This is a genomic window from Ferrimonas sp. YFM (assembly GCF_030296015.1).
Taxonomy (GTDB): domain Bacteria; phylum Pseudomonadota; class Gammaproteobacteria; order Enterobacterales; family Shewanellaceae; genus Ferrimonas.
Map to the genome: position 1 here is coordinate 1,359,844 of NZ_AP027368.1, position 23,951 is coordinate 1,383,794.

At 61.2% G+C, this 23,951-nt stretch carries 20 protein-coding genes; 12 read left to right on the forward strand and 8 right to left on the reverse strand.

All coding sequences use genetic code 11. From position 1 onward, the window contains the following. The first annotated feature begins 16 nt into the window (after nt 1–16). Nucleotides 17–289: an acylphosphatase gene (locus QUE41_RS06430; RefSeq protein WP_286342057.1), complete on the forward strand. Its 273-nt coding sequence runs from the start codon at nt 17–19 to the stop codon at nt 287–289. On the opposite strand, the gene QUE41_RS06435 is transcribed toward QUE41_RS06430, so the two are convergent. From QUE41_RS06435 to QUE41_RS06445, 3 genes are all read right to left on the reverse strand, one after another. Then, nucleotides 279–1,325 carry a CsiV family protein gene (locus QUE41_RS06435; protein ID WP_286342058.1) on the reverse strand — a complete coding sequence of 349 codons (1,047 nt, stop codon included), beginning with the start codon at nt 1,323–1,325 and terminating at the stop codon, nt 279–281. The two genes, QUE41_RS06430 and QUE41_RS06435, sit on opposite strands and share 11 nt — an antisense overlap. Beyond that, entirely contained in the window at nt 1,325–4,759 is a 3,435-nt protein-coding gene (mfd, locus tag QUE41_RS06440) for a transcription-repair coupling factor (protein WP_286342059.1), read from the reverse strand. Before mfd ends, QUE41_RS06435 begins: the two co-directional genes overlap by 1 nt. A 69-nt stretch (nt 4,760–4,828) precedes the next feature. Next, nucleotides 4,829–5,410, reverse strand: coding sequence for a PilZ domain-containing protein (locus tag QUE41_RS06445; protein ID WP_286342060.1), 582 nt, complete (start codon nt 5,408–5,410; stop codon nt 4,829–4,831). Between the two features lie 70 nt (nt 5,411–5,480). Between QUE41_RS06445 and QUE41_RS06450 the strand changes: the two genes are divergently transcribed. Genes QUE41_RS06450 through lolE form a run of 3 tightly spaced genes read left to right on the forward strand, consistent with a single transcriptional unit; the run spans nt 5,481 to nt 8,615 of the window. Then, a complete protein-coding gene (locus QUE41_RS06450; protein ID WP_286342061.1) occupies nt 5,481–6,704 on the forward strand; it encodes a lipoprotein-releasing ABC transporter permease subunit in 1,224 nt (407 codons plus the stop codon). Then, complete coding sequence (gene lolD, locus QUE41_RS06455) at nt 6,697–7,380, forward strand: lipoprotein-releasing ABC transporter ATP-binding protein LolD (RefSeq protein ID WP_286342062.1); 684 nt, start codon at nt 6,697–6,699, stop codon at nt 7,378–7,380. The genes QUE41_RS06450 and lolD overlap by 8 nt, the downstream gene beginning before the upstream one ends. After that, nucleotides 7,377–8,615: a lipoprotein-releasing ABC transporter permease subunit LolE gene (gene lolE, locus QUE41_RS06460; RefSeq protein ID WP_286342063.1), complete on the forward strand. Its 1,239-nt coding sequence runs from the start codon at nt 7,377–7,379 to the stop codon at nt 8,613–8,615. Before lolD ends, lolE begins: the two co-directional genes overlap by 4 nt. A 55-nt stretch (nt 8,616–8,670) precedes the next feature. Here lolE and QUE41_RS06465 read toward each other — a convergent pair whose 3' ends face one another. Next, nucleotides 8,671–9,657: a quinone oxidoreductase family protein gene (locus QUE41_RS06465; protein ID WP_286342064.1), complete on the reverse strand. Its 987-nt coding sequence runs from the start codon at nt 9,655–9,657 to the stop codon at nt 8,671–8,673. A 110-nt stretch (nt 9,658–9,767) separates the two neighbouring features. On the opposite strand from QUE41_RS06465, the gene QUE41_RS06470 reads away from it, so the two are divergent. Then, complete coding sequence (locus QUE41_RS06470) at nt 9,768–10,670, forward strand: LysR family transcriptional regulator (protein WP_286342065.1); 903 nt, start codon at nt 9,768–9,770, stop codon at nt 10,668–10,670. A 52-nt stretch (nt 10,671–10,722) separates the two neighbouring features. Here QUE41_RS06470 and QUE41_RS06475 read toward each other — a convergent pair whose 3' ends face one another. Next, nucleotides 10,723–11,292, reverse strand: a complete 570-nt coding sequence (locus tag QUE41_RS06475) for a DUF2062 domain-containing protein (RefSeq protein ID WP_286342066.1) — start codon at nt 11,290–11,292, stop codon at nt 10,723–10,725. 30 nt (nt 11,293–11,322) lie between these two features. Between QUE41_RS06475 and QUE41_RS06480 the strand changes: the two genes are divergently transcribed. The 5 genes from QUE41_RS06480 to kdsB all read left to right on the forward strand — a co-directional run bounded on the left by QUE41_RS06480 (nt 11,323) and on the right by kdsB (nt 17,279). Then, nucleotides 11,323–13,512 carry a DNA internalization-related competence protein ComEC/Rec2 gene (locus tag QUE41_RS06480; RefSeq protein WP_286342067.1) on the forward strand — a complete coding sequence of 730 codons (2,190 nt, stop codon included), beginning with the start codon at nt 11,323–11,325 and terminating at the stop codon, nt 13,510–13,512. A 104-nt stretch (nt 13,513–13,616) separates the two neighbouring features. Beyond that, nucleotides 13,617–15,386, forward strand: a complete 1,770-nt coding sequence (gene msbA, locus QUE41_RS06485; protein ID WP_286342068.1) for a lipid A ABC transporter ATP-binding protein/permease MsbA — start codon at nt 13,617–13,619, stop codon at nt 15,384–15,386. After that, on the forward strand, nt 15,379–16,353 hold the full coding sequence (gene lpxK, locus QUE41_RS06490) for a tetraacyldisaccharide 4'-kinase (RefSeq protein WP_286342069.1): 975 nt from the start codon (nt 15,379–15,381) through the stop codon (nt 16,351–16,353). Before msbA ends, lpxK begins: the two co-directional genes overlap by 8 nt. 3 nt (nt 16,354–16,356) lie before the next feature. Further along, nucleotides 16,357–16,533: a Trm112 family protein gene (locus tag QUE41_RS06495; protein WP_136853202.1), complete on the forward strand. Its 177-nt coding sequence runs from the start codon at nt 16,357–16,359 to the stop codon at nt 16,531–16,533. Nucleotides 16,534–16,535: 2 nt separating this feature from the next. Then, nucleotides 16,536–17,279 carry a 3-deoxy-manno-octulosonate cytidylyltransferase gene (kdsB, locus tag QUE41_RS06500; RefSeq protein WP_286342070.1) on the forward strand — a complete coding sequence of 248 codons (744 nt, stop codon included), beginning with the start codon at nt 16,536–16,538 and terminating at the stop codon, nt 17,277–17,279. A gap of 39 nt (nt 17,280–17,318) precedes the next feature. Here kdsB and QUE41_RS06505 read toward each other — a convergent pair whose 3' ends face one another. Then, nucleotides 17,319–17,693 (reverse strand): hypothetical protein, encoded by a 375-nt coding sequence (locus QUE41_RS06505; protein WP_286342071.1) that lies wholly within the window; start codon nt 17,691–17,693, stop codon nt 17,319–17,321. Continuing rightward, nucleotides 17,686–18,537: an MBL fold metallo-hydrolase gene (locus QUE41_RS06510; protein WP_286342072.1), complete on the reverse strand. Its 852-nt coding sequence runs from the start codon at nt 18,535–18,537 to the stop codon at nt 17,686–17,688. Before QUE41_RS06510 ends, QUE41_RS06505 begins: the two co-directional genes overlap by 8 nt. Before the next feature lie 331 nt (nt 18,538–18,868). On the opposite strand from QUE41_RS06510, the gene QUE41_RS06515 reads away from it, so the two are divergent. Then, nucleotides 18,869–20,653, forward strand: a complete 1,785-nt coding sequence (locus tag QUE41_RS06515) for a cytochrome c3 family protein (protein ID WP_286342073.1) — start codon at nt 18,869–18,871, stop codon at nt 20,651–20,653. Between the two features lie 68 nt (nt 20,654–20,721). Further along, a complete protein-coding gene (locus QUE41_RS06520; protein ID WP_286342074.1) occupies nt 20,722–21,480 on the forward strand; it encodes a helix-turn-helix transcriptional regulator in 759 nt (252 codons plus the stop codon). Between the two features lie 52 nt (nt 21,481–21,532). Here QUE41_RS06520 and QUE41_RS06525 read toward each other — a convergent pair whose 3' ends face one another. Then, nucleotides 21,533–23,920 carry a TonB-dependent receptor plug domain-containing protein gene (locus QUE41_RS06525; RefSeq protein WP_286342075.1) on the reverse strand — a complete coding sequence of 796 codons (2,388 nt, stop codon included), beginning with the start codon at nt 23,918–23,920 and terminating at the stop codon, nt 21,533–21,535. Nucleotides 23,921–23,951 lie beyond the last annotated feature (31 nt).

Below are 23,951 nucleotides of genomic sequence, written 5' to 3' on the forward strand. Positions count from 1 at the left end.
GACGGTAGGTGCTTCGATGAAACGGCTGTTGGTGAGGGTGACAGGCAAGGTCCAGGGAGTGTGGTTCCGGGCCTCAGCTCAGGAGACGGCACTCCGGCTTGGGGTGACCGGTTATGTACGCAATCTGGATGACGGCAGCGTAGAGATGCTGGCCCAGGGGGCAGACAGGGCGGTGGATGCCATGCTGGATTGGGCCCATCAGGGCCCGCCCAGTGCCCAGGTATCCGATGTGCTGGTGTCCGATTACGACGGCAGCGATCTCTACCTGGACTTCGAAGTTACTGAGTAAGCTCGGTACTCTGTGCGCTTGCCGGCGTCGCAGTCGCCGGCTCAATCTCAGGTAAAGCCTCTACGGGCGCCTCTTCCAGCGGTGGCATCTTGCTGGGCTGGGTCATTCTGCGGATCTGCACCACCATCCCCAGTCTGGGGTGATCGAAATAGTGAATCTCCCGGCTGCGCACCCGGCGGCTCTGTTCCAGCCTGATCCGGTTCAGGAAGGGTTCGGTCTCCACTTCGGCTTCAACGGCTTCCTCCTGCTGCAGTGCAGAGACCATGGGCGCCGCATCTGCCACTGGATTAACCTCTTCGCTTTCCAAGGCGGTCACCGGCCGTTCCCCCTCTTCACGCAGCTGCAGCTGGGTATCGATGTGGAGGAACTGGTTGAGATAGATGCGAATCCAGCCATCGAGCTGCCACATGGGTTCGCTCTGTTCCACCTGGGGCATCAGCCAGGAGAGATCGAAGGTGCCGCTGTCGGCGGGGCCTTCCTCCGGGATCAGCCGGCCATCGGCCTGATAGCGGTCGGCGAAGTTATGGCCGCTGTAGAGGCGGTAGGCCTGGCTGTTGCCGCGGCTGTAGACCGGCTGTTGCCAGCCGGTGTGCAGCAGCAGCTTGACGCCGCCGCGCTTCAGTTTGGCCAGTGCCTCATCGAACTCAATCTCGCTCTCCGGCAGCAGGTAGGGCTCGCCCAGGCGGGGATCGCCCATGTTCATGGCGGTGACCCGAACCGGCAGGTCACTGGGCTGCTGTGGCTCATCGGTCTGAGGTTGGCACTCGGGCTGATCCGGCTGCCAGCCAAAGCTCTGACAGTCGCTCAGCGCCAGCTCCAGAGAGCTGGTGTCCGGCATCACCGCCGGGCCGAGCAGATCCCGCTGGGCGGCGATCTTCATCGGCGTCAGCTCTTCCGGGAAACGCTCGCTGGTAACCTGGGGACGTTCAAACACCACCAGCTCCACCTCAAACCAGGTGGCCTCTTCGGCGGCGGTCATTCCGCTGCCCAGCAGGGCGGTGAGCCCAAACAGGGCGTGGTACAGTGGTTTGCTCATCAGATCCCCAGTTGGCTTAACAGCTGCTCCACCGCCTCCAGACGGGCAGGGGTTTCCTGCAACTCGCCCTGAAAGCGCAATTTATTGGGGCCATCCATCCGCAGGAGGCCAGGTTGGGATTGTAACAGACCTATGAGGATTTCCGGAGTCACACTGGTGTCCGGGCCAAACTCGATGCTGCCACCCTTGGCGTGACCGTCGATGCGACGGATGCCGGCGGCCATGGCCCTAAGCTTCAGTCGGGTCAGGGTCAGCAGATTCTCGGTGGCATCCGGCAGTTTGCCGAAGCGGTCCACCAGCTCCACCCTGGCTTCGGTGAGCTCGTCCACGCTGTTGCAGGAGGCGATGCGCTTGTAGATGGCCAGCCTGGTGTTGACGTGGGGGATGTACTCCTCCGGCAGCAGGGCCGGCACCTTCAGCTCCAGCTCGGTCTGCTCTGCCAGGATCTGGTCCAGGCTGGGCTCCTTGCCCGCCTTGAGGGCCGCCACTGTCTGCTCCAGCATGTCCATGTACAGACTGAAGCCCACCTTGGCGATGTGGCCGCTCTGTTCATCCCCCAGCAGTTCGCCGGCACCGCGGATCTCCAGATCCTGGGTGGCCAGCATAAAGCCTGCCCCCAGATCTTCCAGCTGTTCGATGGCCTCCAGGCGCTTCTTGGCGTCCTTGGTCAGGCGCTTGCCCTGGGTCAGCAGGTAGGCGTAGGCCTGGTGGTGGGAGCGGCCCACCCGCCCCCGCAGCTGATGCAGCTGGGCCAGGCCGAAGCGGTCGGCCCGCTCGATGATGATGGTGTTGGCGCTGGGGATGTCGATGCCGGTTTCGATGATGGTGGTGCACACCAATACGTTGAAACGCTGATGGTGGAAGTCGCTCATCACCCGCTCCAGCTCCCGTTCGCGCATCTGGCCGTGGGCGATGGCGAAGCGGGCTTCGGGCACCAGTTCCGCCAGATCCTTGGCGCACTGCTCTATGGTTTCCACGCTGTTGTGCAGGAAGTAGACCTGGCCACCACGGAGGATCTCCCGCATCAGCGCTTCGCGGATCAGGTTGCCCTCCTTGGGGCGGACGAAGGTTTTCACCGACAGTCGCCGCGCCGGTGGGGTGGCGATGATGGAGAGATCCCGCATGCCGGACATGGCCATGTTCAGGGTCCGGGGGATGGGGGTGGCGGTCAGGGTAAGGATGTCCACCTCGGCTCGCAGCGCCTTGATCTGCTCCTTCTGGCGGACACCGAACCTGTGTTCCTCATCGACGATGAGCAGCCCCAGATCGGTGAACTTGATGTCCGATTGCAGCAGCTTGTGAGTGCCGATGACGATGTCCACCTTGCCTTCGGCCAGTTGGCTGAGCACCTGTTTCTGCTCACCGGCGGTCTTGAAGCGGGACATCACCTCGATGCGCACCGGCCAGTCGGCGAAGCGGTCGCGGAAGTTCTCATAGTGCTGCTGGGCCAGCAGGGTGGTGGGCACCAGTACCGCCACCTGCTTGCCTCCGGCCACCGCCACGAAGGCGGCGCGCATGGCCACTTCGGTCTTGCCGAAGCCCACGTCGCCGCACACCAGGCGGTCCATGGCGTTGCTGGTGCGCATGTCCCGCACCACTGCGTCGATGGCGTTGTGCTGGTCGACGGTCTCCTCGAAGGGGAAGCCGGCGGAGAAGCGCAGATACTCGGGCTCATCCAGTTCAAAGGCGAAGCCCGGCTTGCTCTCTCGCCGGGCGTAGATGTCCAGCAGTTCGGCGGCCACGTCCCGCACTTTCTCGGCGGCTTTGCGTCTGGCTTTGTCCCAGGCTTCGCTGCCCAGGCGGTTGAGCTGAACCTCCGAGTCCTCACCGGCGCTGTAGCGGCTGATGAGGTGCAGGGCGTTCACCGGCACGTAGAGTTTGGCCTGGTCTTTGTATTCCAGGACCAGGAACTCGGTGCTCATGCCGCCGGCGTCCAGGGTCTGCAGCCCCTGATAGCTGCCGACGCCGTGCTTCAGGTGCACCACGGGCTGGCCCACTTTGAGCTCGGCCAGGTTGCGGATCAGGGTGTCGGAGCTGACGGTCTTGCGCTGACGGCGGCGCTGACGCACCCGGCCCCCAAGCAGCTCCTCTTCGCAGATGAGGGCCAGTCCCTCCTGCTCCAGCATGACGCTCTGCTCCAGAGGGCTGACGATGATGCCCATGGTGGCGTCATCCTCAAGGAACTGGTCCAGATGGTTGAACTGGGTCAGGGAGAGCTGCATGGGGCGCAGCAGTTCCAGCAAGGCCTCCCGGCGACCCTCGGACTCGACGCTGAACAGGGTGCGCTTCACCCCATCCAGTCTTTCGGCCAGGGCCTGGGTCGGCACCTTGAGCTGATGGTTCACCGCCACGTCGCCGATGGCGGCGACTTTGGCCTTGGGCTCTTTGGCGATCTCGCTGACGTCACGGGAGAGCTGGATGCGACCATGGGGTTTGATGCGGGAGAACAGCTCTTCGGTGTTGAGGAACAGGGTGGTGGGCGGCAGCAGTGGCCGCAGCGGATCCACACCATAGTTGTCGTAGCGCTGGGTGGCATCGGAGAGGAACTTGTCACAGGCCCCCTGAATGTCCCCGGCGGTCATCAGCTGCACCTGCTCCGGCAGGTAGTCGAACAGGGTGGCGGTGGACTCGAAGAACAGCGGCAGGTAGTTCTCTACCCCGGCGGGCATCAGGCCGCGGCTGATCTGTTGATAGACAGACTCGGCTTCGTTGCTGATGCGGCTGAAATGCTGGCCCCAGCGACTGCGGAACCCTTCGATCGCCTTGTTGTTGGTGGGAAACTCCCGGGCCGGCAGCAGGCGGACCCTCTCCAGGCTGCCCTGGGTGCGCTGGCTGTCTACGTCGAAGGTGCGGATGGACTCCAGCTCGTCGTCGAACAGATCCAGGCGCAGCGGCTGTTCGCTGCCCATGGGGAACAGATCGATGATGGAGCCGCGTACCGCAAACTCACCATGTTCATACACCTGCTCCACATGGTGGTAGCCCGCCTGGGTCAGGTTATGGCGCAGGGCCTCGATGTCGATCTGCTGGCCGGGCTCCAGCAGCAGCACGCTGCTGCCCACATAGTCCACCGGCGGAAGCCTGACCAGGGCGGTGTTGACCGGCACGATCACCAGGCCACTTTGAGTCTGGGGCAGTCGATAGAGGGCTTCCAGGCGCTGGGAAACAATATCCTGATGGGGAGAGAAGCTGTCGTAGGGCAGGACCTCCCGGTCCGGGAACAGGGTGACCGTCATCTCTGGGCAGAGGTAGGAGAGCTCCTGCTCCAGGTGCATGGCGGACGGGGTGTCCTGGGTGATCAGTAAGCTGACCCCCTGATGCTGTCGGGCCAGGCGGCTGATGGTCAGGCTGAGGGCACTGCCGGTAAGGCCGGTAAGACGGCGCTTGCATCCGGCGCCGGCGGGGGCCGGAGCCAGGGGGGAAAAACTACTCATGATTCGGGCTTACTGAAGTTAGGTGCGGCTATTGTAGGCAAGGGGGGCGGGCGCTTCCACCCCGCCTTGTCAGGGAGTGTGTTGTTCGCGTCGGGCCTGGGCCCGGGCACGCAGCAGTCTCTGCTCCACCTGCAGGCTGGCATGAACCAGACGCTCCTGGTCCGCCTCGATGATGCTGGTGAAGTCCAGGTCCCACAGGTAGCCGTCCTCCTGGGGTAGACACTGGGTCAGTTCGGCAACGGCGAATACGGCGACGTTCTCTTCGGGCACCAGCAGCTTGATCTCGAGGATGGTGCCGGGCTCCAGGGCCTCATCACTGTGGACCTGGGCACCACTGCCGCCAAAACGAACCCCCTGGCAGCGGTACTGGGCCTCGGTGCTCTTTTCCAGCTGAAGCTGCAATACCATATCCAGCTTGAGGTTTTGCAGGCTCAGGTACTCCGCCAGCTCGGCGGCGTGCTGGGCCAGGCTGGCCATCAGGGGCTGACAGCGCTGCTCCACTTCGTTGACCTGGGCCATCAGTTTGAAGGCCCGTGGCATCATGGCCAGCAGGGTATCGCCATCCACCAGGCGCTTGTCTGCGGGCAGGGGGTCGGCAAACAGGGTGAACTCGCAGCTGACGCTGAAAAAGCTTTGTTGCGTTTCGGACATGGCCTGAACTTGTCTATTGGGGGCGAATAACTTTATTATCCGATAACTTATCTATTTGGCAAATGGTTAGATGTCGCCCTCTGTCTCCCTGCTTATCGGGTTGCGTTACTGGCGTGCCCGTAAGGACACCCAGTTCGTCTCCTTTATTACCTTCTTCTCCGTGGCCGGTATCGCCCTGGGAGTGGCCGCGCTGATCGTGGTCAGCTCGGTGATGAACGGCCTGGAGGGGCGGCTGAAGACCCGCCTGCTCGGCGCCGTGCCCCAGGTGCTGGTGTCCGAGTCCCGTTATCTTGAAAGCCCCGCCGAGTTGCAACAGACTCTGGCCGCTCAGCCCGGGGTGGTGGGCGTGACCCCGCTGGTGAGTACCGAAGCGATGCTTCAGGGAGAGGGGGCCCTCAGTGGTGCCCAGATTCTCGGAGTGGATCCCGACCAGGAAGCCGGCTTCTCGACGGTTTCCGATCATCTGCTCAGCGGTCGCTGGCAGGATCTCGAGGCGGGGCAGTACCAGATTCTGATGGGCGCCCGCCTGGCCAGTCGCCTCAACCTGATGCCCGGCGACAAGGTGCGGGTGATCTCCGCCACCGGCGCCGTCTACGGTCCCATGGGGCGCCTGCCCAGCCAGCGGGTGTTTACCCTGGCCGGGGTGTTTGAGCTTGGCGCCGAAGTGGATGGCAACCTGGCCTATGTGCACATCAACGACGCTGCCCGCCTCACCCGACTGGGCAAGGGAAAGGTGGCGTCCATGCGCCTCTATCTGGATGATGCCTTCAAGGCGCCCTCTCTGGCCGCCCAGCTGCAGACCCAGCTCGGAGAGGCGTTTCGGGTGCAGGACTGGCGCAACGACTACGGCCAGCTGTTCAGTGCGGTCAAGATGGAGAAGAACATGATGGCCATGCTGCTGGCGCTGATCATCGCCATCGCCGCCTTCAACGTGGTCTCCGCCCTGGTGATGATGGTCACCGACAAAACTTCCGACATCGCCATCCTCAAAACCATGGGGCTGAGCCGCGCCTCGGTGATGGGGGTGTTCTCCGTCCAGGGGATGACCAGTACCCTGCTGGGGGTGGTGATCGGCGCCCTGGCTGGCCTGGCGCTGGCGTTTAACCTGCAAGGGGTGATGGCCGCCCTGGGGATCTGGCTGTTGCCGCCCGGGCAGCCTCTGCCGGTTATCCTCAACTATGGCCAGATTGGCCTTATCCTGGCCGGCGCCATGCTGATCAGCTATCTGGCCACTCTCTATCCCGCTTGGCGGGCTTCCCTGATTCAACCCGCTGAGGCGTTACGTTATGAGTGATCTGTTGCTGCGTTGTGAGCAGCTGGGCAAGGAGTATCGGGAGGGTAAGCTGGCCACCCGGGTACTGACTGACCTCAATCTGGAGGTGCATGCCGGTGAACTGCTGGCGGTGGTGGGCAGCTCCGGTTCGGGCAAAAGTACCCTGCTGCACATCATCGGCACCCTGGACAGCCCCAGCGAGGGCCAGGTGTGGTTTAAGGGGCAGGAGCTGTTTGCCTTGAGCGATGGCGCCCGCACTCAGCTGCGCAACCGTGAGCTGGGCTTTGTCTATCAGTTTCATCATCTGCTGCCGGAGTTCACTGCCCTGGAGAACGTGATCATGCCTCTGCTGATCGCCGGTCAGTCCAAGGCCCAGGCCAGAGCCCGGGGGGAGGAGCTGCTCAATCGGGTGGGGCTGAATCACCGCATGGCCCATAAGCCCTCTGAGCTTTCCGGAGGCGAGCGCCAGCGTGTGGCCATCGCCCGGGCCCTGGTGAACAAGCCGGCGCTGGTATTGGCGGATGAACCCACGGGCAACCTGGATGAGACCACCGCCGAAGAGGTGTATGAGCTGATTCGGGAGCTGGCCGCCCAGGAGGGGACCGCCTTCGTGGTGGTCACCCACGACCGGGAACTGGCCGCCCGGCTGGATCGCCAGCTGATGATGCATGGCGGCCGATTGCAGGAAGCCCAATGAAGAACCTGGCTCTCATCTGGCAACTGGGGTGGCGATTCCTGCGCACCCGCCACAGTAACCGCTTTATCTCGGTGATCTCCCTCTCCTCCATCATCGGGGTGGCACTGGGTGTCACTGTGCTGATCCTGGTGCTCTCCGCCATGAACGGCTTCGAAAGGGAGCTTAAAGACCGGTTGCTGGCGGTGGTGCCCCAGGCGGAACTCATCGCGGTGGACAGCCCCATTCTGGACTGGAACGCCATGGCGGATGATGCCCTGAGTGAACCCGGCGTGGCGGCAGCGGCTCCCTTTACCCTGGTTAACGGCCTGCTGCAAAAGGGAGAGAAGCTCAAAGGGGTGTCGGTGCGAGGGGTGGACCCTGAGCTGGAGGCTCAGGTCTCCGATGCCCAGAGTTATATGTCTTCCGAGGCCTGGGGCTCACTCTCCGGTGATGACTCGCCCCTGGTGCTGGGCAAAGCCCTGGCGGCCGAACTGGGCCTGAGTCTGGGGGACAAGGTCACCCTGCTGGTGCCCCGGCCTGCCGCCCAGGGGCAGCGCCCCCCCAAGCGGGTGGTGTTTACCCTGACCGGGCTGTTTGATCTCGGCGGCGAGATTGACCGCACCATGGCCTTCACCAGCCTCAGCCGGGCCTCACAGATACGGGACTTTGGCCAGGGCGTGGGCGGCCTGCGCCTCAAACTGGATGATCTGTTCGCGGCGCCTCAGGTGATTCGCGCCGTGGGCTATCGCCAGACCCATTATCTCTACCTCAATGACTGGACCCGTACCCAGGGGCACCTCTACTCCGACATTCAGCTGATCCGCAGCCTGATGTACCTGGTGCTGGTGCTGATGGTGGCGGTGGCCAGTTTTAACATCATCTGCTCTCTGGTGATGGCGGTGCGGGACAAGCAGGCGGAGATCGCCATTTTGCGCACCATGGGCCTGGAGCGACGGGCGGTGATGGGGGCTTTCCTGGTACAGGGGGCCCTGACCGGTCTGACCGGCTGCCTGTTGGGGGCGGCCCTGGGCAGTGCCCTGGGCTGGCGGCTGTCCGATCTGGTGCGCGCCATAGAGCAGAGCCTGGGGGTGACCCTGCTCTCCGGGGATGTCTACTTTATCGATTTTCTGCCGTCACAGCTGATCTGGAGTGACGTGGTGTCGGTGACGGTGCTGGCCTTCCTGGTGACCGTGGTGGCGTCTCTCTATCCCGCCTGGAAAGCGGCGGCCCAGGAGCCGGCTCAGGCACTCAGGTAGGTGTCACACTGACACTCGGCAAAGAAAGAGGCACCCATGGGGTGCCTCTGTTGCATCAGGGGATCAGCAGCAGTTTGCCAGTGACCTTGCCCGCCTCGATGGTGCGATGGGCTTCGGCGGCCTCGCTCAGGGGCAGGGTGCTGTAGACCGGCTTGATCTTGCCTTCATCCAGCAGCTGGTAGAGTGCCTTCATGGAGCTTTCTACCAGTGGGTAGTCATTGAAGAAGGTGGCGTAGATCTCCGAGTAGGTGATGGTCGGGGCCTTACCGAAGTGCTTAAAGGCCTCCGCCTGCAGGTTGGTTTCGCCTGCGCCGCCCAGCAGCCCGAAGATCACCACGTGGCCCAGAGGTTTGAGCAGCTCCAGATCCTGGACAATGGTGTCACCTGCCACCGGGTTGAAGATGTAATCCACCCCCTCACCACCCGTAGCCTGTTTGACCTGCTCAACCCAGTTGTCATCTGAGGTGTCGAACATGAAATCGGCTCCCTGGCTGAGGCCATTGGCCAGCTTTTCTGCCTTGCGCTCCAGTCCCACCACGGTGAGGCCCGCATTTTTGGCCAGTTGGATCAGCGCAGTGCCCACACCGCCTGAGGCCGCATAGATCAGTGCGGTCTTACCGGGCTGCGCCCTGACGACGTTGTGCAGCATGTGGTAGGCGGTGAAGTAGTTCACCGGCAGTACCGCAGCTTCAAGCAGATCCGCATCACCAGACAGAGTCACCAGTCGGTCGGCCGGCACCGCGGCATACTCGGCGTAGGCGGACGCACCGATGGGGCCAAGGAAGGCCACCTTCTGCCCCGGCTTCAGCTCCGTGTTGTTGGCATCCACTATGGTGCCGCTGCCCTCGACGCCCGGAATAATGGGCAGCTCCGGCATCATGCCTGGAGGCATATTGCCTTCACGGATGATGGTGTCGATAAAGTTCACCGGGGCGGCGGCGATCTTCACCAGCACCTCGCCTGTTTTTAGGGTTGGGGTGTCGACGTTCAGGTATTCAAGGGTGTCGGCTGCGCCGGTTTGCTTGATGCTAATTGCTTTCATTCTGGGACTCTCCTCAGTGGCTATGGGGCAGATGCTAGGGGGGAATCCCTGTGGAGAACAGGCGTAAGAGCGGTTAAGATAATTCCATAAATGAGATTATCGGGTGCCCGATGAGAAAGTTATATGATGATCTGGAGCTGTTCTGCGCCGTGGTGGAAGCGGGGTCGCTGAAGGGGGCCTCCAGCACATTAGGGGTGCCCCACAGTACCGTCAGTCGCCGCATTGAGGCTTTAGAGCGGGAGATGGGACTCTCTTTGTTGCAGCGCACAACTCGCCAGCTGAAGGTGACCTCTCTGGGGGAGCAGATATACCAAGATTGTTCTCCCATGCTCAGGTCTATCAAAGACTCGCTCACATTGGCCAAGGAGAGAGAGCAGTCGTTCCAGGGGAGCTTGAAGGTCAGTATGCCCGTGAGAGCCGGGTTGGATTTTCTGGGATGCTGGATGTTGGACTTTGCCGCCGACCACCCCCGGATGCAGCTGGAGATGGAGCTTAGCGATACCTATGAAGATATGATTCACCGGGATATCGACTTGGCATTTCGAGTCGGCCCATTGAGCGACTCCTCGGCGGTAGCATCTCGTTTATGGGATATTCCCTATACCCTGTTGGCCCACCCTGAGCTGTTGGAGCGTCATGGAGTTCAAGGCAGGATCCTGGACATCAGCCAGCTTGAGCAGTTGCCCTGTATTCAGGTGAAGCCGGTAATGAAATGGGGCTTTTGCTCTCAGGAAGGACAGATACTCTATGTTCAGCCTGGGCAGGGCGCTAGGGTGAATGACCTGGCGCTGGCCCATCACGCCGCTGGGCTGGGGCTGGGAATTGTCTTCGGTCCCCGTGAAATGCACCGTAATAAAGATCTGGTGGAGCTTCAGGTGGAGGGTTGGCAGCCCATTCAACGAACCATGTACGCATACCATATTGGCAAACGACACCTGAACAGCCGCATCCAGGCGATAGCCGAGTATGTTCGTCAGCGTCGTATCCAGTGGGAAACAGAGAGAAACCTCTGACACAGAAAAGGCTCCTCTCGGAGCCTTTTTTGACGGAATTTACCGGCGAAGCTCAGCTGCCATTGCCATTGCCATTGCCATTGCCATTGCCATTGCCATTGCCATTGCCATTGCGCTGTTTCTGGCGCTTCTTCCAGTTAAACAGGATGGAGTAGCGCCACAGGCTGTTGATCACGAAGTAGGTAAACAGGGAACTGAGCACCCCAAGTACCAGACACCCTAACAGGAAGGGTTCGCCAATCTGGCCCAGGCTGGTGCTGAGCCACTCCCAACTGAGCTCAAACTGGAAGTGCCCCGCTTCGATTCCCAACAGGGAAGCCCCGACCAGGTAGGCCAGATAGAACATGAAGGGCATGGTGACCGGGTTGGTAAACCAGACGGTGACCACCGCCAGGGGCAGATTAACCCCGAGGATGATGGCGGCGGCGGCGGCCAGGATCATCTGAAAGGGAACGGGAACCCACGCCATGAACATGCCGGCGGCAAGGGCGCCAGCGGCAGAGCGACGATTCAGGTGCCACAACCCCGGTTGATGGATCACATCACCGAAGAGTTTCAGGTGCTTGTGGTCCTTGAGCTTCTCAGGGTTCGGCATCAGCCGTTGAATGGTCTTTTTTGGCATAGCGGTTTGTTATCGCCTAAACAGAGTCAGGTGAACAGTTTTCTTCTAGGTTGGGTGGCAGCCATCAGCTCAGGCCTGTTCTGGCCGGCACTGCTGCCTCCCGGGTTTCTGGTCGTCATTGGAGCGGCCGCCCTCTGGCTAGTGCGGCAAAGGCCGATGCTGGCCGGATTGCTGCTGGGCATCTGCTGGTTCTCCTGGCACGGCGACCGTCATATCACGGCGTCGCAACCCCTGAATGAGGGGGAGCACCAGCTGGTGGCAAGGCTGCTCACTTTACCAACCCGCGGCGCACTATACCAGCGAACTCTATGGCAGGTCGAGAGAATCGGTGAAAGGTCACTGAAGTTTCACCATCCCAATCGCATCTGGCTGAGCTACCAGGGAGAGACCCAATGGCAGGCGGGCCACCTCTATCAACTCAGGGTTAAATTGCGGCCCCCCATGGGTACCTTCAATCAGTTTAGCTGGAACCAGCGGCGCCATGCACTGGCCAACCGGGTGGTGGCTCAGGGACGCATCCTGGCGATGGAGCCCCTGGCGCAGAACAGCCACTGGCGGGTGCCCCTGGCCCAGACTCTGGAGCAGGCGGTGGCCCAGCTGCCCAGAGGGGATCTGCTGCGTGCCCTGGCCATGGCGGACCGGCGCGGCCTCAGTGATGAGCGCTGGCAGCAGCTGAGGGCCGCAGGCCTGACGCACCTGGTGGCGATCTCTGGACTGCATCTGAGCCTGGTGGCCCTGTTGCTGGTCACTGTGCTGGGCTGGTTGGCAAGGCGGCTGTTCCCCTCTCAGGGTGGTGGGGCACGTCTGCCCGTATTGATGGTGGCCGCCCTGGGGGTGACCGCCTATGCCCTGCTGGCCGGGCTGGGGCTGGCGACCCAGAGGGCGCTGATCATGGCTCTGGCGGCCATGGTGATGCTGGCCACCGGGCGATTCGGTCGTCCCTGGGAGCTGTTGCTTCGGGCCGCGGCGCTGTTGCTTTTGCTGGACCCCCTGGCGGTGCTGGGGCCGGGCTATTGGCTCTCCTGCTGCGCCGTTGCCATCATCATGCTGTTGGTGGCCCAGGCTCCCGGTTGGAGTCATGGCCGTCTGGCCAGCCTGGTGTGGATTCAATGTGGATTGACTCTGCTGCTGGGGCTGGTGCAACTGGGGTGGTTCGGCTCCCTGTCTCTCCATGCCCTGTGGGCCAATTTGTTGATGGTGCCCTGGGTGTCCCTGGTGGCTCTGCCCCTGACCCTGCTGGCCGCCCTGTGGAGCTGGAGCGCTTTGCCCTTTGCCGATGCTGGCTTGTGGTTGGCGGACCTGTCTCTGTGGCCTCTGGAGTGGGTGGCTCGACTGGCCCAGTCTCTGCCGGGGGCCAGTCTTGGCTGGGCCCATGGCCTGATGACCCTGATACTGCTCCCTCTGGCCCTGTGGCTGGTATGGCGTCCTCCTGTGCCCCTGGCCAGATGGCTGGCCCCCCTGTTGCTGATGCCGACACTGCTGACTCAGGTGGGAGAGCCCCCTTCGAGCTGGCGGGTGCATGTGATGGATGTCAGGCAGGGGCTGAGTGTGGTGGTGGAGAAGCAGGGCAGGGCCCTGGTGTACGACACCGGGGCGGCCTTTCCTTCCGGTTTCAGCTACGCCGAGCGGGTGGTGGATCCCTTCCTCAGAGGCAGGGGCATTGTCAGCCTGGATTATCTGGTGCTCTCCCATGGCGACAACGACCATGCGGGCGGGGCCGGGGCGATCAAACGCTTGTGGCCCGGGGTCGAGGAGATCTCGGGGGAGGGGTGCAAGCAAGGCCCCTCTCACTGGCAGGGGCTCGATCTGGCCTGGCAGAAGTTCGACTACCGGGGCAACAATGGTTCTTGCATCCTGCGCATCTCCGACGGTCAGCACAGCGTCCTGCTTCCCGGTGACATCGAGGCGGCCTCCGAGGCCAGGATGAGCCCGAAGCGGGCCACGGTATTGGTTACGCCCCACCACGGCAGCCGCAGCTCCAGCACCGAGTCCTGGGTCAGGGCGGTCGCCCCCAGCATCGTTGTGCACCCGGCGGGCTGGCGCAACCGCTGGGGCTTCCCCCACCCGGAGATCGAGGCCAGGTACCAGGGCAGCGGGGCGCTTCAGAAAACCACGGGGCGTCAGGGGCAGGTGAGTGTTCACTTTCACCCTGAAGAGGTGAAGGTATTGAGCTTCAGTGAGCAACTGGCTCCCTATTGGTACAACCAACGACGGTGGTAATTCATGTGGTAATTGACGGTTAAATCGACATTTGTTCACCTTGCGTTGGTATCCATGCCCTGTGTGGGTAGAATGGCCCCTTAAATTGAAATTCGGTTAACTCTATGAGCGCCAAACCAACTCCTATGGAGAAGGGACAGACCTGGGCAACCTTCAAGCGTCTGTGGCCCTATGTTCTCCCCTACCGCGCCGCCTTCGTTGTCTCCATCTTGGGGATGATCACCTATGGTGCGGTGGACGCCGGTATGATCTGGCTGGTTCAGCCCCTGATTGATAATGCCCTGACGGCGGGCAACAGCGATGTGCTGAAGATTGCCCCCTTTATTGTGGTGGGCATGTTCCTTGTCCGTGGCTCGGCCAACTTTGTCTCCACCTACTGCCTGGCCTGGGTCAGCCAGAAGGTGGTGCAGAGCATGCGTCAGATGGTGTTCGAGAAGTACCTCAACCTGCCGGTGAGCTACTTTGACACCCAGAGCTCCGGTGACCTGATCAGCCGCATCACCTATGACACCGAGCAGGTGGCCCGCGCCTCCAGCAGCGCCCTGGTGAGCATGGTGCGCGATGGCGCCACGGTCATCGGCCTGCTGTTCATCATGTTCTATCAGAGCTGGCAGCTGTCACTGATCTTCTTCCTGATTGGGCCCCTGGTCGCCTGGGTGATCACCCTGGTGAGCCGTCGTTTCCGTAAGGTCTCCAAGGCGATTCAGAAGGCGATGGGCGGCGTGACCACGGCGTCTGAGCAGATGATCAAAGGGCACAAGAATGTGATCGCCTTCGGTGGTCAGGCGATTGAGGCGGAGCGTTTCGCTAAGGTCAATAACCGCAACCGTCAGCAGAACATGAAGCTGTCGGCGGCTCAGGCGATCAGCCAGCCGGTGATTCAGATCATCGGCTCCGTGGCCCTGGGCGTGGTGCTCTATGTGGCCAGCTTCGACTTTATCTTCCAGAGCCTGAGCCCTGGCACCTTTATCACCATCGTCGGGTCCATGATGGGTCTGATGCAGCCGCTGAAACACCTGACCCGGGTCAATGCCGACTTCCAGCGGGGCATCACCGCCGCTCACTCGGTGTTTGAGGTACTGGATACCCCGAATGCGCCGGACGGCGGCAGCCATAAAGTGGACCGCATCGAGGGTGCCATCAGCTTCAAGGATGTGACCTTTTGCTACCCCAACACCAACAAGGATGAGCCGGCCCTGCGTGGGGTGTCTCTGGATGTGCCTCCAGGCAAAACCCTGGCGCTGGTGGGCCGCTCTGGTTCGGGTAAGAGTACCATCTCCAGCCTGTTGCCCCGTTTCTACGACGCCACCGCGGGTAGGATTCAGGTGGACGGGGTGGATGTGAACGAATACGTCCTGAGTAACCTGCGCAGTCAGATTGCCATGGTGTCCCAGCAGGTGACCCTGTTCAACGACACCATCGCCAACAACATCGCCTACGCCTGTGAGCGCTGCAGCCGGGAGCAGATCGAAGCCGCCGCCGAAGCAGCTTACCTGATGGAGTTCGTCAAGGATCTGCCTCAGGGGCTGGACACCATGGTGGGTGAAAATGGCATCCTGCTCAGTGGCGGTCAGCGTCAGCGCATCGCCATCGCCCGCGCCATCCTGCGTGACGCCCCCATTCTGATTCTGGATGAGGCCACCTCGGCCCTGGATACCGAGTCCGAGCGTGCCATTCAGGCGGCACTGGATAACCTGCAGAAGGGGCGCACCTCAGTGGTGATCGCCCACCGCCTGTCCACCATCGAGAACGCCGACATCATCATGGTGGTGGACAAGGGCCAGGTGGTGGAGCAGGGCAGCCATCAGCAGCTGCTTGCCCACGGGGGCATCTACAGTCAGCTGCACCAGATGCAGTTCGGTGACAATGAGTAGCTGGTTTGAACGGGCCTGGCAGCAGGGGAGCCCGGTGCTGTGGCTGCTGGCCCCACTGACCGGGCTGTTTATCCTGATCAGCGGCCTGCGTCGCCTGCTGTTTCGTCTGGGTCTCCTGCCCAGTGCCAGGTTGCCGGTTCCGGTGATCGTGGTGGGCAACCTCAGCGTCGGTGGCAATGGCAAGACGCCGGTGGTGCTCTATCTGATTGAGTTGCTTAGTCGCCACGGCTACAAGGTCGGGGTGATCAGTCGCGGCTATGGTGGTCAGGCGGAAGCCTGGCCTCAGTGGGTTTCTCCAGACACGGACCCCGCGCTGGTGGGGGACGAGCCGGCATTGATCGTTCAGCGAACCGGGGCGCCCATGGCGGTGGGACCGGACCGCATCAAGGCGGCACAACTGCTGCTGGAGCGGGCTGAGGTGGACGTGATCCTGGCCGACGACGGCCTGCAGCACTACCGTCTGCGTAGAGACATTGAGTTGGTGGTGGTCGACGGCGAGCGCCGTTTTGGCAATGGCTTTCGGATGCCCATGGGGCCCATGCGAGAGCCGGTGAGCCGTCTTAAGAGTGTGGACATGGTGATCTGCAACGGCGGAAAGCCTCAGGCTGGCGAGTACCCCATGTCACTGGCGCCAGACCAACTCAAAGCGGTGGATGGCAGTGACCGGGCCTTCGACCCGGACCTGGAGATTGTGGCCATGGCGGGAATCGGCAATCCCCCAAGGTTCTTCACCTCGCTTGAGGAGCAGGGACTGTCGCCGCTGCGCTGCGTCCCCTTTGCCGATCACTATCTGTACAGCGAGGCGGAGCTGGCGGCACTGACCCCGGACGACGAGCTGCTGCTGATGACCGAGAAAGATGCGGTCAAGTGCCGTGGTTTTGCCCGGCCCAACTGGTTTTACCTACCGGTAACTGCTAATTTACCGGAAGAATTTGATGGCGCACTGCTGTCACGACTGAAGGAATAAACAATGGCGTTCGATACCAAACTGCTAGAGATTATTGCCTGCCCTGTGTGCAAGGGTAAGCTGGAGTTCAATGCGGCTGAGCAGACCCTGACCTGCAAGGCAGACCGTCTGGTTTACCCCATTGATGACGGTATTCCGGTGCTGCTGGAGAACCGTGCCACCGAGCTGAAGGAAGACTGAGCATGAGCTTTGTGGTGGTGATCCCCGCCCGCTATGCCTCGACCCGGTTGCCGGGCAAACCTCTGGCGGACATTGCCGGCAAACCCATGATCCAGTGGGTCTGTGAGCAGGCCCAGGCCAGCGGTGCCGACAGGGTGGTGGTGGCCACCGACGATCAGCGGGTGTTCGACGCGGTTACCGGTTTTGGCGCCGAAGTGGTGATGACCTCAGAGCATCATAACTCCGGAACCGAGCGCCTGGCCGAGGTGGTTGACCTGCTTAAGCTCAGTGAAGATCAGGTGGTGGTCAATGTTCAGGGTGACGAGCCGCTGATCCCACCGGCTAACATCCGTCAAGTGGCGGAAAACCTGGTTTCCAGTGGCTTGCCCATGTCCACCCTGGGGGTGGCCATCGAAGACGCCGAGGAGATGTTCAATCCCAATGCGGTCAAGGTGGTGTGTGCCGCCGACGGCCGTGCTCTGTATTTCTCTCGTGCGCCCATTCCCTACCACAGGGATGGTTTTGCCGATGGACCCGCGGTGAGCCCGGGCGCGTTGCGTCATGTGGGCATCTATGGTTACCGTGCTGGTTTCATTCAGCGCTACATCAGCTGGCAACCCAGCCCCCTGGAGGGGATTGAGTCTCTGGAGCAGCTGAGGGTGCTCTACTACGGCGAGGGGATTCACGTGGAGGAGGCGAAACAGACGCCGCCTGCAGGGGTGGATACCCCGGAGGACCTGGACAGGGTCCGTGATATTCTAAGTTGAAAGCAGGCGGCCCCAAGGCCGCCTTTTTTAGGCCTGCCTTCAGTCCGGCCAGACTTCCGATCTGGCCTTGTTGATCTGCTGCTTAAAGGTGGTGGTGAGGGAAGCGCCATTGAGGTATTCGCTGGTGCCCCACTGGTAGGTGAGGCAGAGCACCGCCGCCAGAATCAGGCCGCGCCAGGTGCGGGTGCCAAACAGCAGGCTGAAGGCAACAGCCCCAAACAATCCCCCTACCAGCCAGGCCCAATGGCCGCTGATTCTGTCCAGTGACAGCTCCAGCAGTGCCAGGGCGACACACACGGTCAATGCCCCCAGCAGGGGGCCGGGAGTGGGTGAGCGGATCAGCACCGCCGCCCCATACACTGGCACCATGGAGACCAGTAACACCAGGGCGGCGAAAATCAGCAGATCAATCATGCAGCCTGTTTCGATCCTCGTAGAGAGTGGTGACCCAGCGCTCGGTGGTGATGAAGCGCCAGCTCCAGGAGGCCATGGATGCGGGGAAGGCTTTTTGCCAAGCCTCAAGTGGCGCATCCTTGTCCTGTTTTTTCGCCCATACTATTGAGTCTAGCAGCATTTTTTCGAACTTTTGCAGATCGGCCTTGTTGGCCAGCTTGCCGTGCCCCGGTATCACCCTGGTGTCTGCATCCATCCACTCCAGCGCCTTGGTGACCGCATTGAGGTACCCCTCCACACTGCCTCCCCCCTTGAGGTCGACGTAGGGGAACATGCCGTTGAAGAAGAGATCGCCCATGTGCACCACATTGGCTTTCTCGAACCGCACCAGGGCGTCGCCGTCGGTGTGGCCATGGGGCAGGTGGATCACCCGGATGGTGTCGCCGTTGAGGTGGAAGGTGATCCCCTTATCGAAGGTCACCACCGGCAGGTGCTCGGGGGAAAACTTATCATCGTCTGCCAGTCTCAGCCGGACGTTGTGATGGGCAAAGACCGTGGCCGGAGGAGCAAACTCGGCGTTGCCGCCGGTGTGATCCCCGTGGTAGTGAGTGTTGAGCACATAGTTCACCGGCCCGGGCTTGATGGCGGCCAGCGCCTGCTGGATGCGGCCCGCCAGGGGGGCGAACTGGTCGTCGATGATAAGAATGCCATCGTCACCGGCGCTGACGCCGATGTTGCCACCGCTGCCTGTGAGCATATGGACCCCGTCGGACACCTGCTCGGTGAGAATCTTCACATCCTTAAAGCGATCCTCGGCGCTCAGAGGCATCGAAAACAGCAGGGTCATGAGAAGCAGTTTGCGCATAACAGATCTTCCTGATTGTTGTTTGTTGTTGAAAATAGCATCGATTCTGTGCGGTTGATAGACAAGTCACTTCCTCCATATAGCGACTTTGGCTTCTGGGTGGCGTCCTCAGATGGACCGGCAAGAAACAGGGCGTGTTACCGAGCCGTGCAAGGATTTTTTCTGCCGGCCTCGACTTTGGTTGATCTGCACCAGCTGCAGAGTGTGAGTTGCTGCGCAATCCGCCGCCCTGGTAAAAAGTCAATATGTAAATACCGGGTCATTTGCAAAATTTAGCCTCCTATCATCGCTTCAAGGCCCCAAAGGGCTGCTTATAAAAAGGTGAATAGTGATGATGAGAGAAACGCAAAAATGGCTGGCCTACGCGGCCATGGCCACGGCGCTGACCGCCTGTGGTGGCAGTGACGATAAGGATACCGCCGAGACCCCTGAGCCACCGCAAGTGACCGACCCGAACCGGCCCGCAGAGCGGGTATTCGGCCCCAGGCCGACCCATACCATGGCGGGGAAGAGCTTCAATCTCTACTGGAACGAAGGCAGCGGCTTCTATTTCTATCCTGGCGGCATGGTGATCACCCCACCGGCTACCCGCCCCATAGTGATCACCGGCGATGAGGTGCTGCAGTGGCTGGATCAACACCATGGTGGTGAGTCCATCAAGAACCAGTATGTGAAGATGTTCAAGCCGGGCAACTTCACCGAGTTTGATGCCCTGGTGTACGCCGCCGAGAACCGTAAGCAGGAGATCTGCGACCGCTGGGGCAAGGCCGCCGACTGCGAGGTCAATCTGGAGTACCAGTGGGATCCAGGCCGGCGCAGTTTTGATATCACCATCAATGGTGACGGCAACTGGATGACCGCCCAGGACTACGACGGCGGCGACGAAACCGCGGTCAACAACTGGGGGCTGGAGCACATCGGCTACTTCAGGCCGGACGAGATTCTGGTGAAGCACAAGATGAACTTCGGTTTTGCGCCTTACCCCCAGGACGAGGTGGAGTTCTACTACCAGGCTCAGCGGGAGGAGATCACTCGCCTCGAGGAGAATGGCGGCAAGGTCATCGTTGCCGAGATTCAGGTTCAGACAGGCATGCGCCTCAATAGCCAGATGGAGTTTGAGACCCGTTACATCAAGGAGTACAACAGGGCCAACCCCTACGAGTCGGTGTTCACCGAGGAGCGCTCCGAAGCTCAGCTGGACGACAATGGCCAGCCCATGTACCACACCGGCTTTATGATGGAGGGGATGTTCATCAGCTGTGGCATCGAAGGGCTGATCTGTTGGGACTATGAGCCGGACTACCGGATTCGCAATGTGGAGGTGAAGCCCCACAACCTGCGTCCCGACTATTACTACGATGGCGTGGTGACCATGGCCGACGTGGCCCTGTCTCTCAATGATGTTCCCGGTCACTCGGGCAGCCTGATCCTCTGGCCCTCATTGGACACCAACACCACGGTGGAGACCTACGCCATCAACGACATCGACGGCCTCTACTCCAGCGGCTTCTATGGCTGGAATTACAACTGGAGCCATAAGATGCTGTTCGAGCGCGAAGGCGCGCCTTACCAGAAACTGGGCCAGACGCCTTTCGATTACTCGCCCCATATCGTTGGAGACATGGCGGTACTGGGTAGCCCGGATGTGATGGTGTTCCAGTATGGCGACTTCTACCGCTCCTACTATGAGGTGCAGGAGTTCCTTCAGGGGGATGAACACGACCCTTACCGGTTGACCCGAGGCAGTATTGCCGAGCCTATGGCGCCCCTGTCTGAGGCCCACTTTGGCTGGAAAGTGGCAAACTGCGGCATGTGTCATACTCCCAAGGATATGGACTATGGCAAGCACCCCTCTCTGGTGGACGATAGGGTGATAGAGCCTGCCAAGTGCGCGGAATGCCACGGCAACAACGGTGCGCCCGAGGGGCACGATCAGAAGGCCGGTTGTTATCGTTGCCACTTCGACATGGTGGGCCATGGGGATGCCATCGAGGCCAACTTCACCGCTCACCCCTTTGAGAAGCTGGGCAAGGGCCAGAGTGCGACCTTCCCCGATCCCTACTCCTGTGTCAGTTGCCATGCGAACCAGCAGGATGTGTTGGTAGGCGGTAAGTAAAACCCTTTGAACTGGACACCCCTGACAGGCCTGGGGTGTCCGCTTTGGCAATGAACTCTGAGGTTGCTATGAAACGAGGCAGATTAAGGGTTGAAGAGGAGGAGCTTCTGCTCCCTGCATTGGCAGAGTTTGGCATCAGCTCCTTCTACTACACCCTGTTTTATCTTCCGGAAGGTGACGATGCGTTGGACATGGAGTTTGCCAACAAAGTGGATTTCAAGACCTACTCGCCGGCCAGGATGCTGAGGAAGAGCTATGTGTCCGGCGGTGACCAGGCCACCTTGCCCTACATCGAGCAGTACCTGAAGCGTTACGCCGAGCAGGATCGCTGTTTCTATTACGATGCGTCTGAGGAGTTCGAGTTTTATCAGCCCAGATGCGGTGAGCGTAAGAACCAGGCCCTGCTGAAGCTGATGGCCAGTCATCACGTGAATGCGGAGATGGGAACCGGGGTAATCGACAGGGTCAGGCCTGGGTTCTTTGGTTTTTTCTTCCTGACCTCCTCCCTGCCGTCGGAGCAGTTCGAGGTGGCCGCGCTGAAGCGGAAAACCGAGATCCGTGCGGTGTTGGAGCGCTTCCATCATCAGGTGTGTGGCCGTTACTTCAGGGAGCTCAATCCCTGGTTTGATTCAGGGCTGATACCTGAGCAGGCGCTGGAGATACTCCAGCTGTTGTCCCGGGGCTACATCACCAAGGAGATCGCCGAGCTGAAGAGTCTCTCCAGTCGCGGGGTGGATTATCATCTGGATAATCTTAAATCCTGTCTCAATGCCCGAAACCGGATCCATCTGGTGGCCAAATCCTACGAACTTGGGATTCTTCCCTGAACCGACCAAAAAGCCCGGCAGATGCCGGGCTTTGTTTTTGGGAGTCTTTGCCTTAGTACCTGTAGGTCAGGTCCATGTAGTAGTAACCGCCATTGAACCCGAAGGGGGTGTTGGTGAGCGGGTAGACGAAGATGCCGTTGAAGTTGTTGTCCTCTGGGCGCTTTTCCGGATAGGTGTCAAACAGGTTCTGAGCACCGGCGGTCAGGGTCAGGTCATCGGTCAGGGCATAGCTGGCACTGAGATCCGTGGTCCACTTGGCGTCATATTTCACCTCGGAGCGGGAGTAGCCCACGGTGTAGGTGCCGAAGTAGCTGAACCTCAGGTGGGTAGTCAGATCCTTCAAGCTGTGGGTGAAGCCGATGTTGCCCTTATGGTGCAGGTTGGCGTCGGTGGCGCGGATCTCCTCTCTGCGGTCGAACAGCTGCTCCTCCTGGCCACTCAAGATGGTGGGCAGGTTCACCGACTGAATCTCGGTGTCGTTGTAGGCGTAAGCCAGGTTGGCTTTCAGCTCACCCCAGCTGCCCAGGTCAAACTCCTGGGTGGCCACCAGGTCCAGGCCCTGGGTGCGGGTGTCCAGGCCGTTGATGAAGAAGCGGGCAGACTCGGCGTTGGTGCCGGCGAACAGGGCTTCAATTTGTGGGGAGGACTCCTTGTCCACCGAGCCGGAGAGGATGATGCGATCGTCCACATCGATGCGGTAGGCATCCAGGGTGACGGTCAGGCCGCTGTCGTGGCTGTACACCAGACCCAGGCTGTAGGAGTGGGAGATCTCCGGCTCCAGCTCATTTACACCCAGGGCCTGGGTGATGGGCGCCAGGGTGTTGAAGGTGCCGGACTCACGGGGCACAAACTCGCCGGTGACCGGATCCGGGTCGAAGAAGGTGGAGATGTTGGTGAAGTACAGCTGCTGCACGCTGGGGGCGCGGAAGCCGGTGTTGGTGGTGGCACGCAGCGCCAGGGAATCGGTGAAGTCCCAGCGCCCCGCCAGCTTCCAGCTGGTGTTGCTGCCAAAGTCAGAGTAGTCCTCGTAACGGGCGGCGGCGGCCCAGTAGAACTGGTCGCTGTACTGGTTTTCCAGCTCCAGGTAGAGCCCCAGGTTGTGACGGTCCTCGTCTACCGCAGACTCGGGAGTGAAGCCGCCAAAGCCCTGGCTGCCACCGGATTTGCCCTGGTAATCGCCGCGGATGTAGGAGGCTTCCTCACCGGCTTCCACTTTATAGCCGCTGTTGCGCCAGCTGGCGCCCAGGGCGACCACCAGTTCGGAGTCGTTGACGAAGTCATAGTAGCGGGAGGCGTCGATGTTGAGGTTGAGCTCGTTGGTGGTCAGCTTACCCGCATCGAATTCGGTTTGGCTGGTGGGGCCCAAAGAGGCGTTCAGGCTGTTCTTTACCCGGTACTCGAAGCTGTTTTGGCCATAACCGGCGGAGGCATCCAGGCTCCATTCGCCCACCTCGAATTCATAACCCACCAGTAGGGAGGCGTCGATGATCTCGGGGTTGATCTGGGGCAGGAAGCCGTCGGGGTAGATCTCCGGTACGTTGCGGCTGTCTCTGGCGCGGCGGTAGAAGGCGCCGGAGGTGGACTCACGCTCGGAGTAGCCGCCGAAGAAGTACAGCTGGTCGTCGCCACTGATGGCGGTGCCGGCGTTGAGGAACAGGCCGTAGTTCTGGTAGTCGCTGTCACCCACATGGTGGTTGTTGCGGTCGAAGGTCTCCTCGCGGGGATCCGGGCTGCCGTCGGCCAGCTCAGGGTACTGCTGGCGGGGGTCGTTACCGGCGCGGTTTGTGGGGTTCTTGTGATGGCTCTCCAGAGAGAGGTTCAGGAAGCCCTCGTTGCCAAACTGCATGCCGTGATTCAGGCCGATGCGCACCTGCTCACCGTCACCTTCGTAAGTCTGGCCCAGGTGGGTGCTGATGCTGCCTCCCTGGTCGGCGTCCTTGAGCACCACGTTGATCACCCCGGCGATGGCGTCGGAGCCGTACTGGGCGGCGGCACCGTCACGGAGAATTTCGATGCGCTTGATGGCGGACATGGGGATGGCGTTCAGATCCACGTTGGAGGAACCCTTGCCCACGGTGCCGGAGAGGTGCACCAGGGCGGTGGTGTGGCGGCGTTTGCCGTTGACCAGCACCAGGGTGTGATCCGGGGACATGCCGCGCAGGTTGGCGGGGCGAACCGCGTCGGTGCCGTCGGTGACCGAGGAGAAGGGGAAACTGTAGCTGGGGGCGGCAAACTGCAGCGCCTTGGCGGTTTCCAGCTGACCGGTGGCGGCCAGGTCTTCGGCGGAGATGATGTCTACCGGGGCGGCAGAGTCGGTGGCGGTGCGCAGGGCGATGCGGGAGCCCACCACTTCGATACGTTCAACAGCGGCCTCTTCGGCGGCCAACAGGGGGGCTGGCAGGGTTGCTGCGACAGCCAACGCAACAAGGTTTCTAAACATCCGTACTATCCAAATAACCAAAGTGAATATG

What these genes read in the sequence shown, in the direction of transcription:
- QUE41_RS06430 (WP_286342057.1), top strand. Translation starts at nt 17, where the DNA reads ATGAAACGGCTGTTGGTGAGGGTGACAGGCAAGGTCCAGGGAGTGTGG.
- QUE41_RS06435 (WP_286342058.1), bottom strand. Translation starts at nt 1,325, where the DNA reads ATGAGCAAACCACTGTACCACGCCCTGTTTGGGCTCACCGCCCTGCTG.
- mfd (WP_286342059.1), bottom strand. Translation starts at nt 4,759, where the DNA reads ATGAGTAGTTTTTCCCCCCTGGCTCCGGCCCCCGCCGGCGCCGGATGC.
- QUE41_RS06445 (WP_286342060.1), bottom strand. Translation starts at nt 5,410, where the DNA reads ATGTCCGAAACGCAACAAAGCTTTTTCAGCGTCAGCTGCGAGTTCACC.
- QUE41_RS06450 (WP_286342061.1), top strand. Translation starts at nt 5,481, where the DNA reads ATGTCGCCCTCTGTCTCCCTGCTTATCGGGTTGCGTTACTGGCGTGCC.
- lolD (WP_286342062.1), top strand. Translation starts at nt 6,697, where the DNA reads ATGAGTGATCTGTTGCTGCGTTGTGAGCAGCTGGGCAAGGAGTATCGG.
- lolE (WP_286342063.1), top strand. Translation starts at nt 7,377, where the DNA reads ATGAAGAACCTGGCTCTCATCTGGCAACTGGGGTGGCGATTCCTGCGC.
- QUE41_RS06465 (WP_286342064.1), bottom strand. Translation starts at nt 9,657, where the DNA reads ATGAAAGCAATTAGCATCAAGCAAACCGGCGCAGCCGACACCCTTGAA.
- QUE41_RS06470 (WP_286342065.1), top strand. Translation starts at nt 9,768, where the DNA reads ATGAGAAAGTTATATGATGATCTGGAGCTGTTCTGCGCCGTGGTGGAA.
- QUE41_RS06475 (WP_286342066.1), bottom strand. Translation starts at nt 11,292, where the DNA reads ATGCCAAAAAAGACCATTCAACGGCTGATGCCGAACCCTGAGAAGCTC.
- msbA (WP_286342068.1), top strand. Translation starts at nt 13,617, where the DNA reads ATGAGCGCCAAACCAACTCCTATGGAGAAGGGACAGACCTGGGCAACC.
- lpxK (WP_286342069.1), top strand. Translation starts at nt 15,379, where the DNA reads ATGAGTAGCTGGTTTGAACGGGCCTGGCAGCAGGGGAGCCCGGTGCTG.
- QUE41_RS06495 (WP_136853202.1), top strand. Translation starts at nt 16,357, where the DNA reads ATGGCGTTCGATACCAAACTGCTAGAGATTATTGCCTGCCCTGTGTGC.
- kdsB (WP_286342070.1), top strand. Translation starts at nt 16,536, where the DNA reads ATGAGCTTTGTGGTGGTGATCCCCGCCCGCTATGCCTCGACCCGGTTG.
- QUE41_RS06505 (WP_286342071.1), bottom strand. Translation starts at nt 17,693, where the DNA reads ATGATTGATCTGCTGATTTTCGCCGCCCTGGTGTTACTGGTCTCCATG.
- QUE41_RS06510 (WP_286342072.1), bottom strand. Translation starts at nt 18,537, where the DNA reads ATGCGCAAACTGCTTCTCATGACCCTGCTGTTTTCGATGCCTCTGAGC.
- QUE41_RS06515 (WP_286342073.1), top strand. Translation starts at nt 18,869, where the DNA reads ATGATGAGAGAAACGCAAAAATGGCTGGCCTACGCGGCCATGGCCACG.
- QUE41_RS06520 (WP_286342074.1), top strand. Translation starts at nt 20,722, where the DNA reads ATGAAACGAGGCAGATTAAGGGTTGAAGAGGAGGAGCTTCTGCTCCCT.
- QUE41_RS06525 (WP_286342075.1), bottom strand. Translation starts at nt 23,920, where the DNA reads ATGTTTAGAAACCTTGTTGCGTTGGCTGTCGCAGCAACCCTGCCAGCC.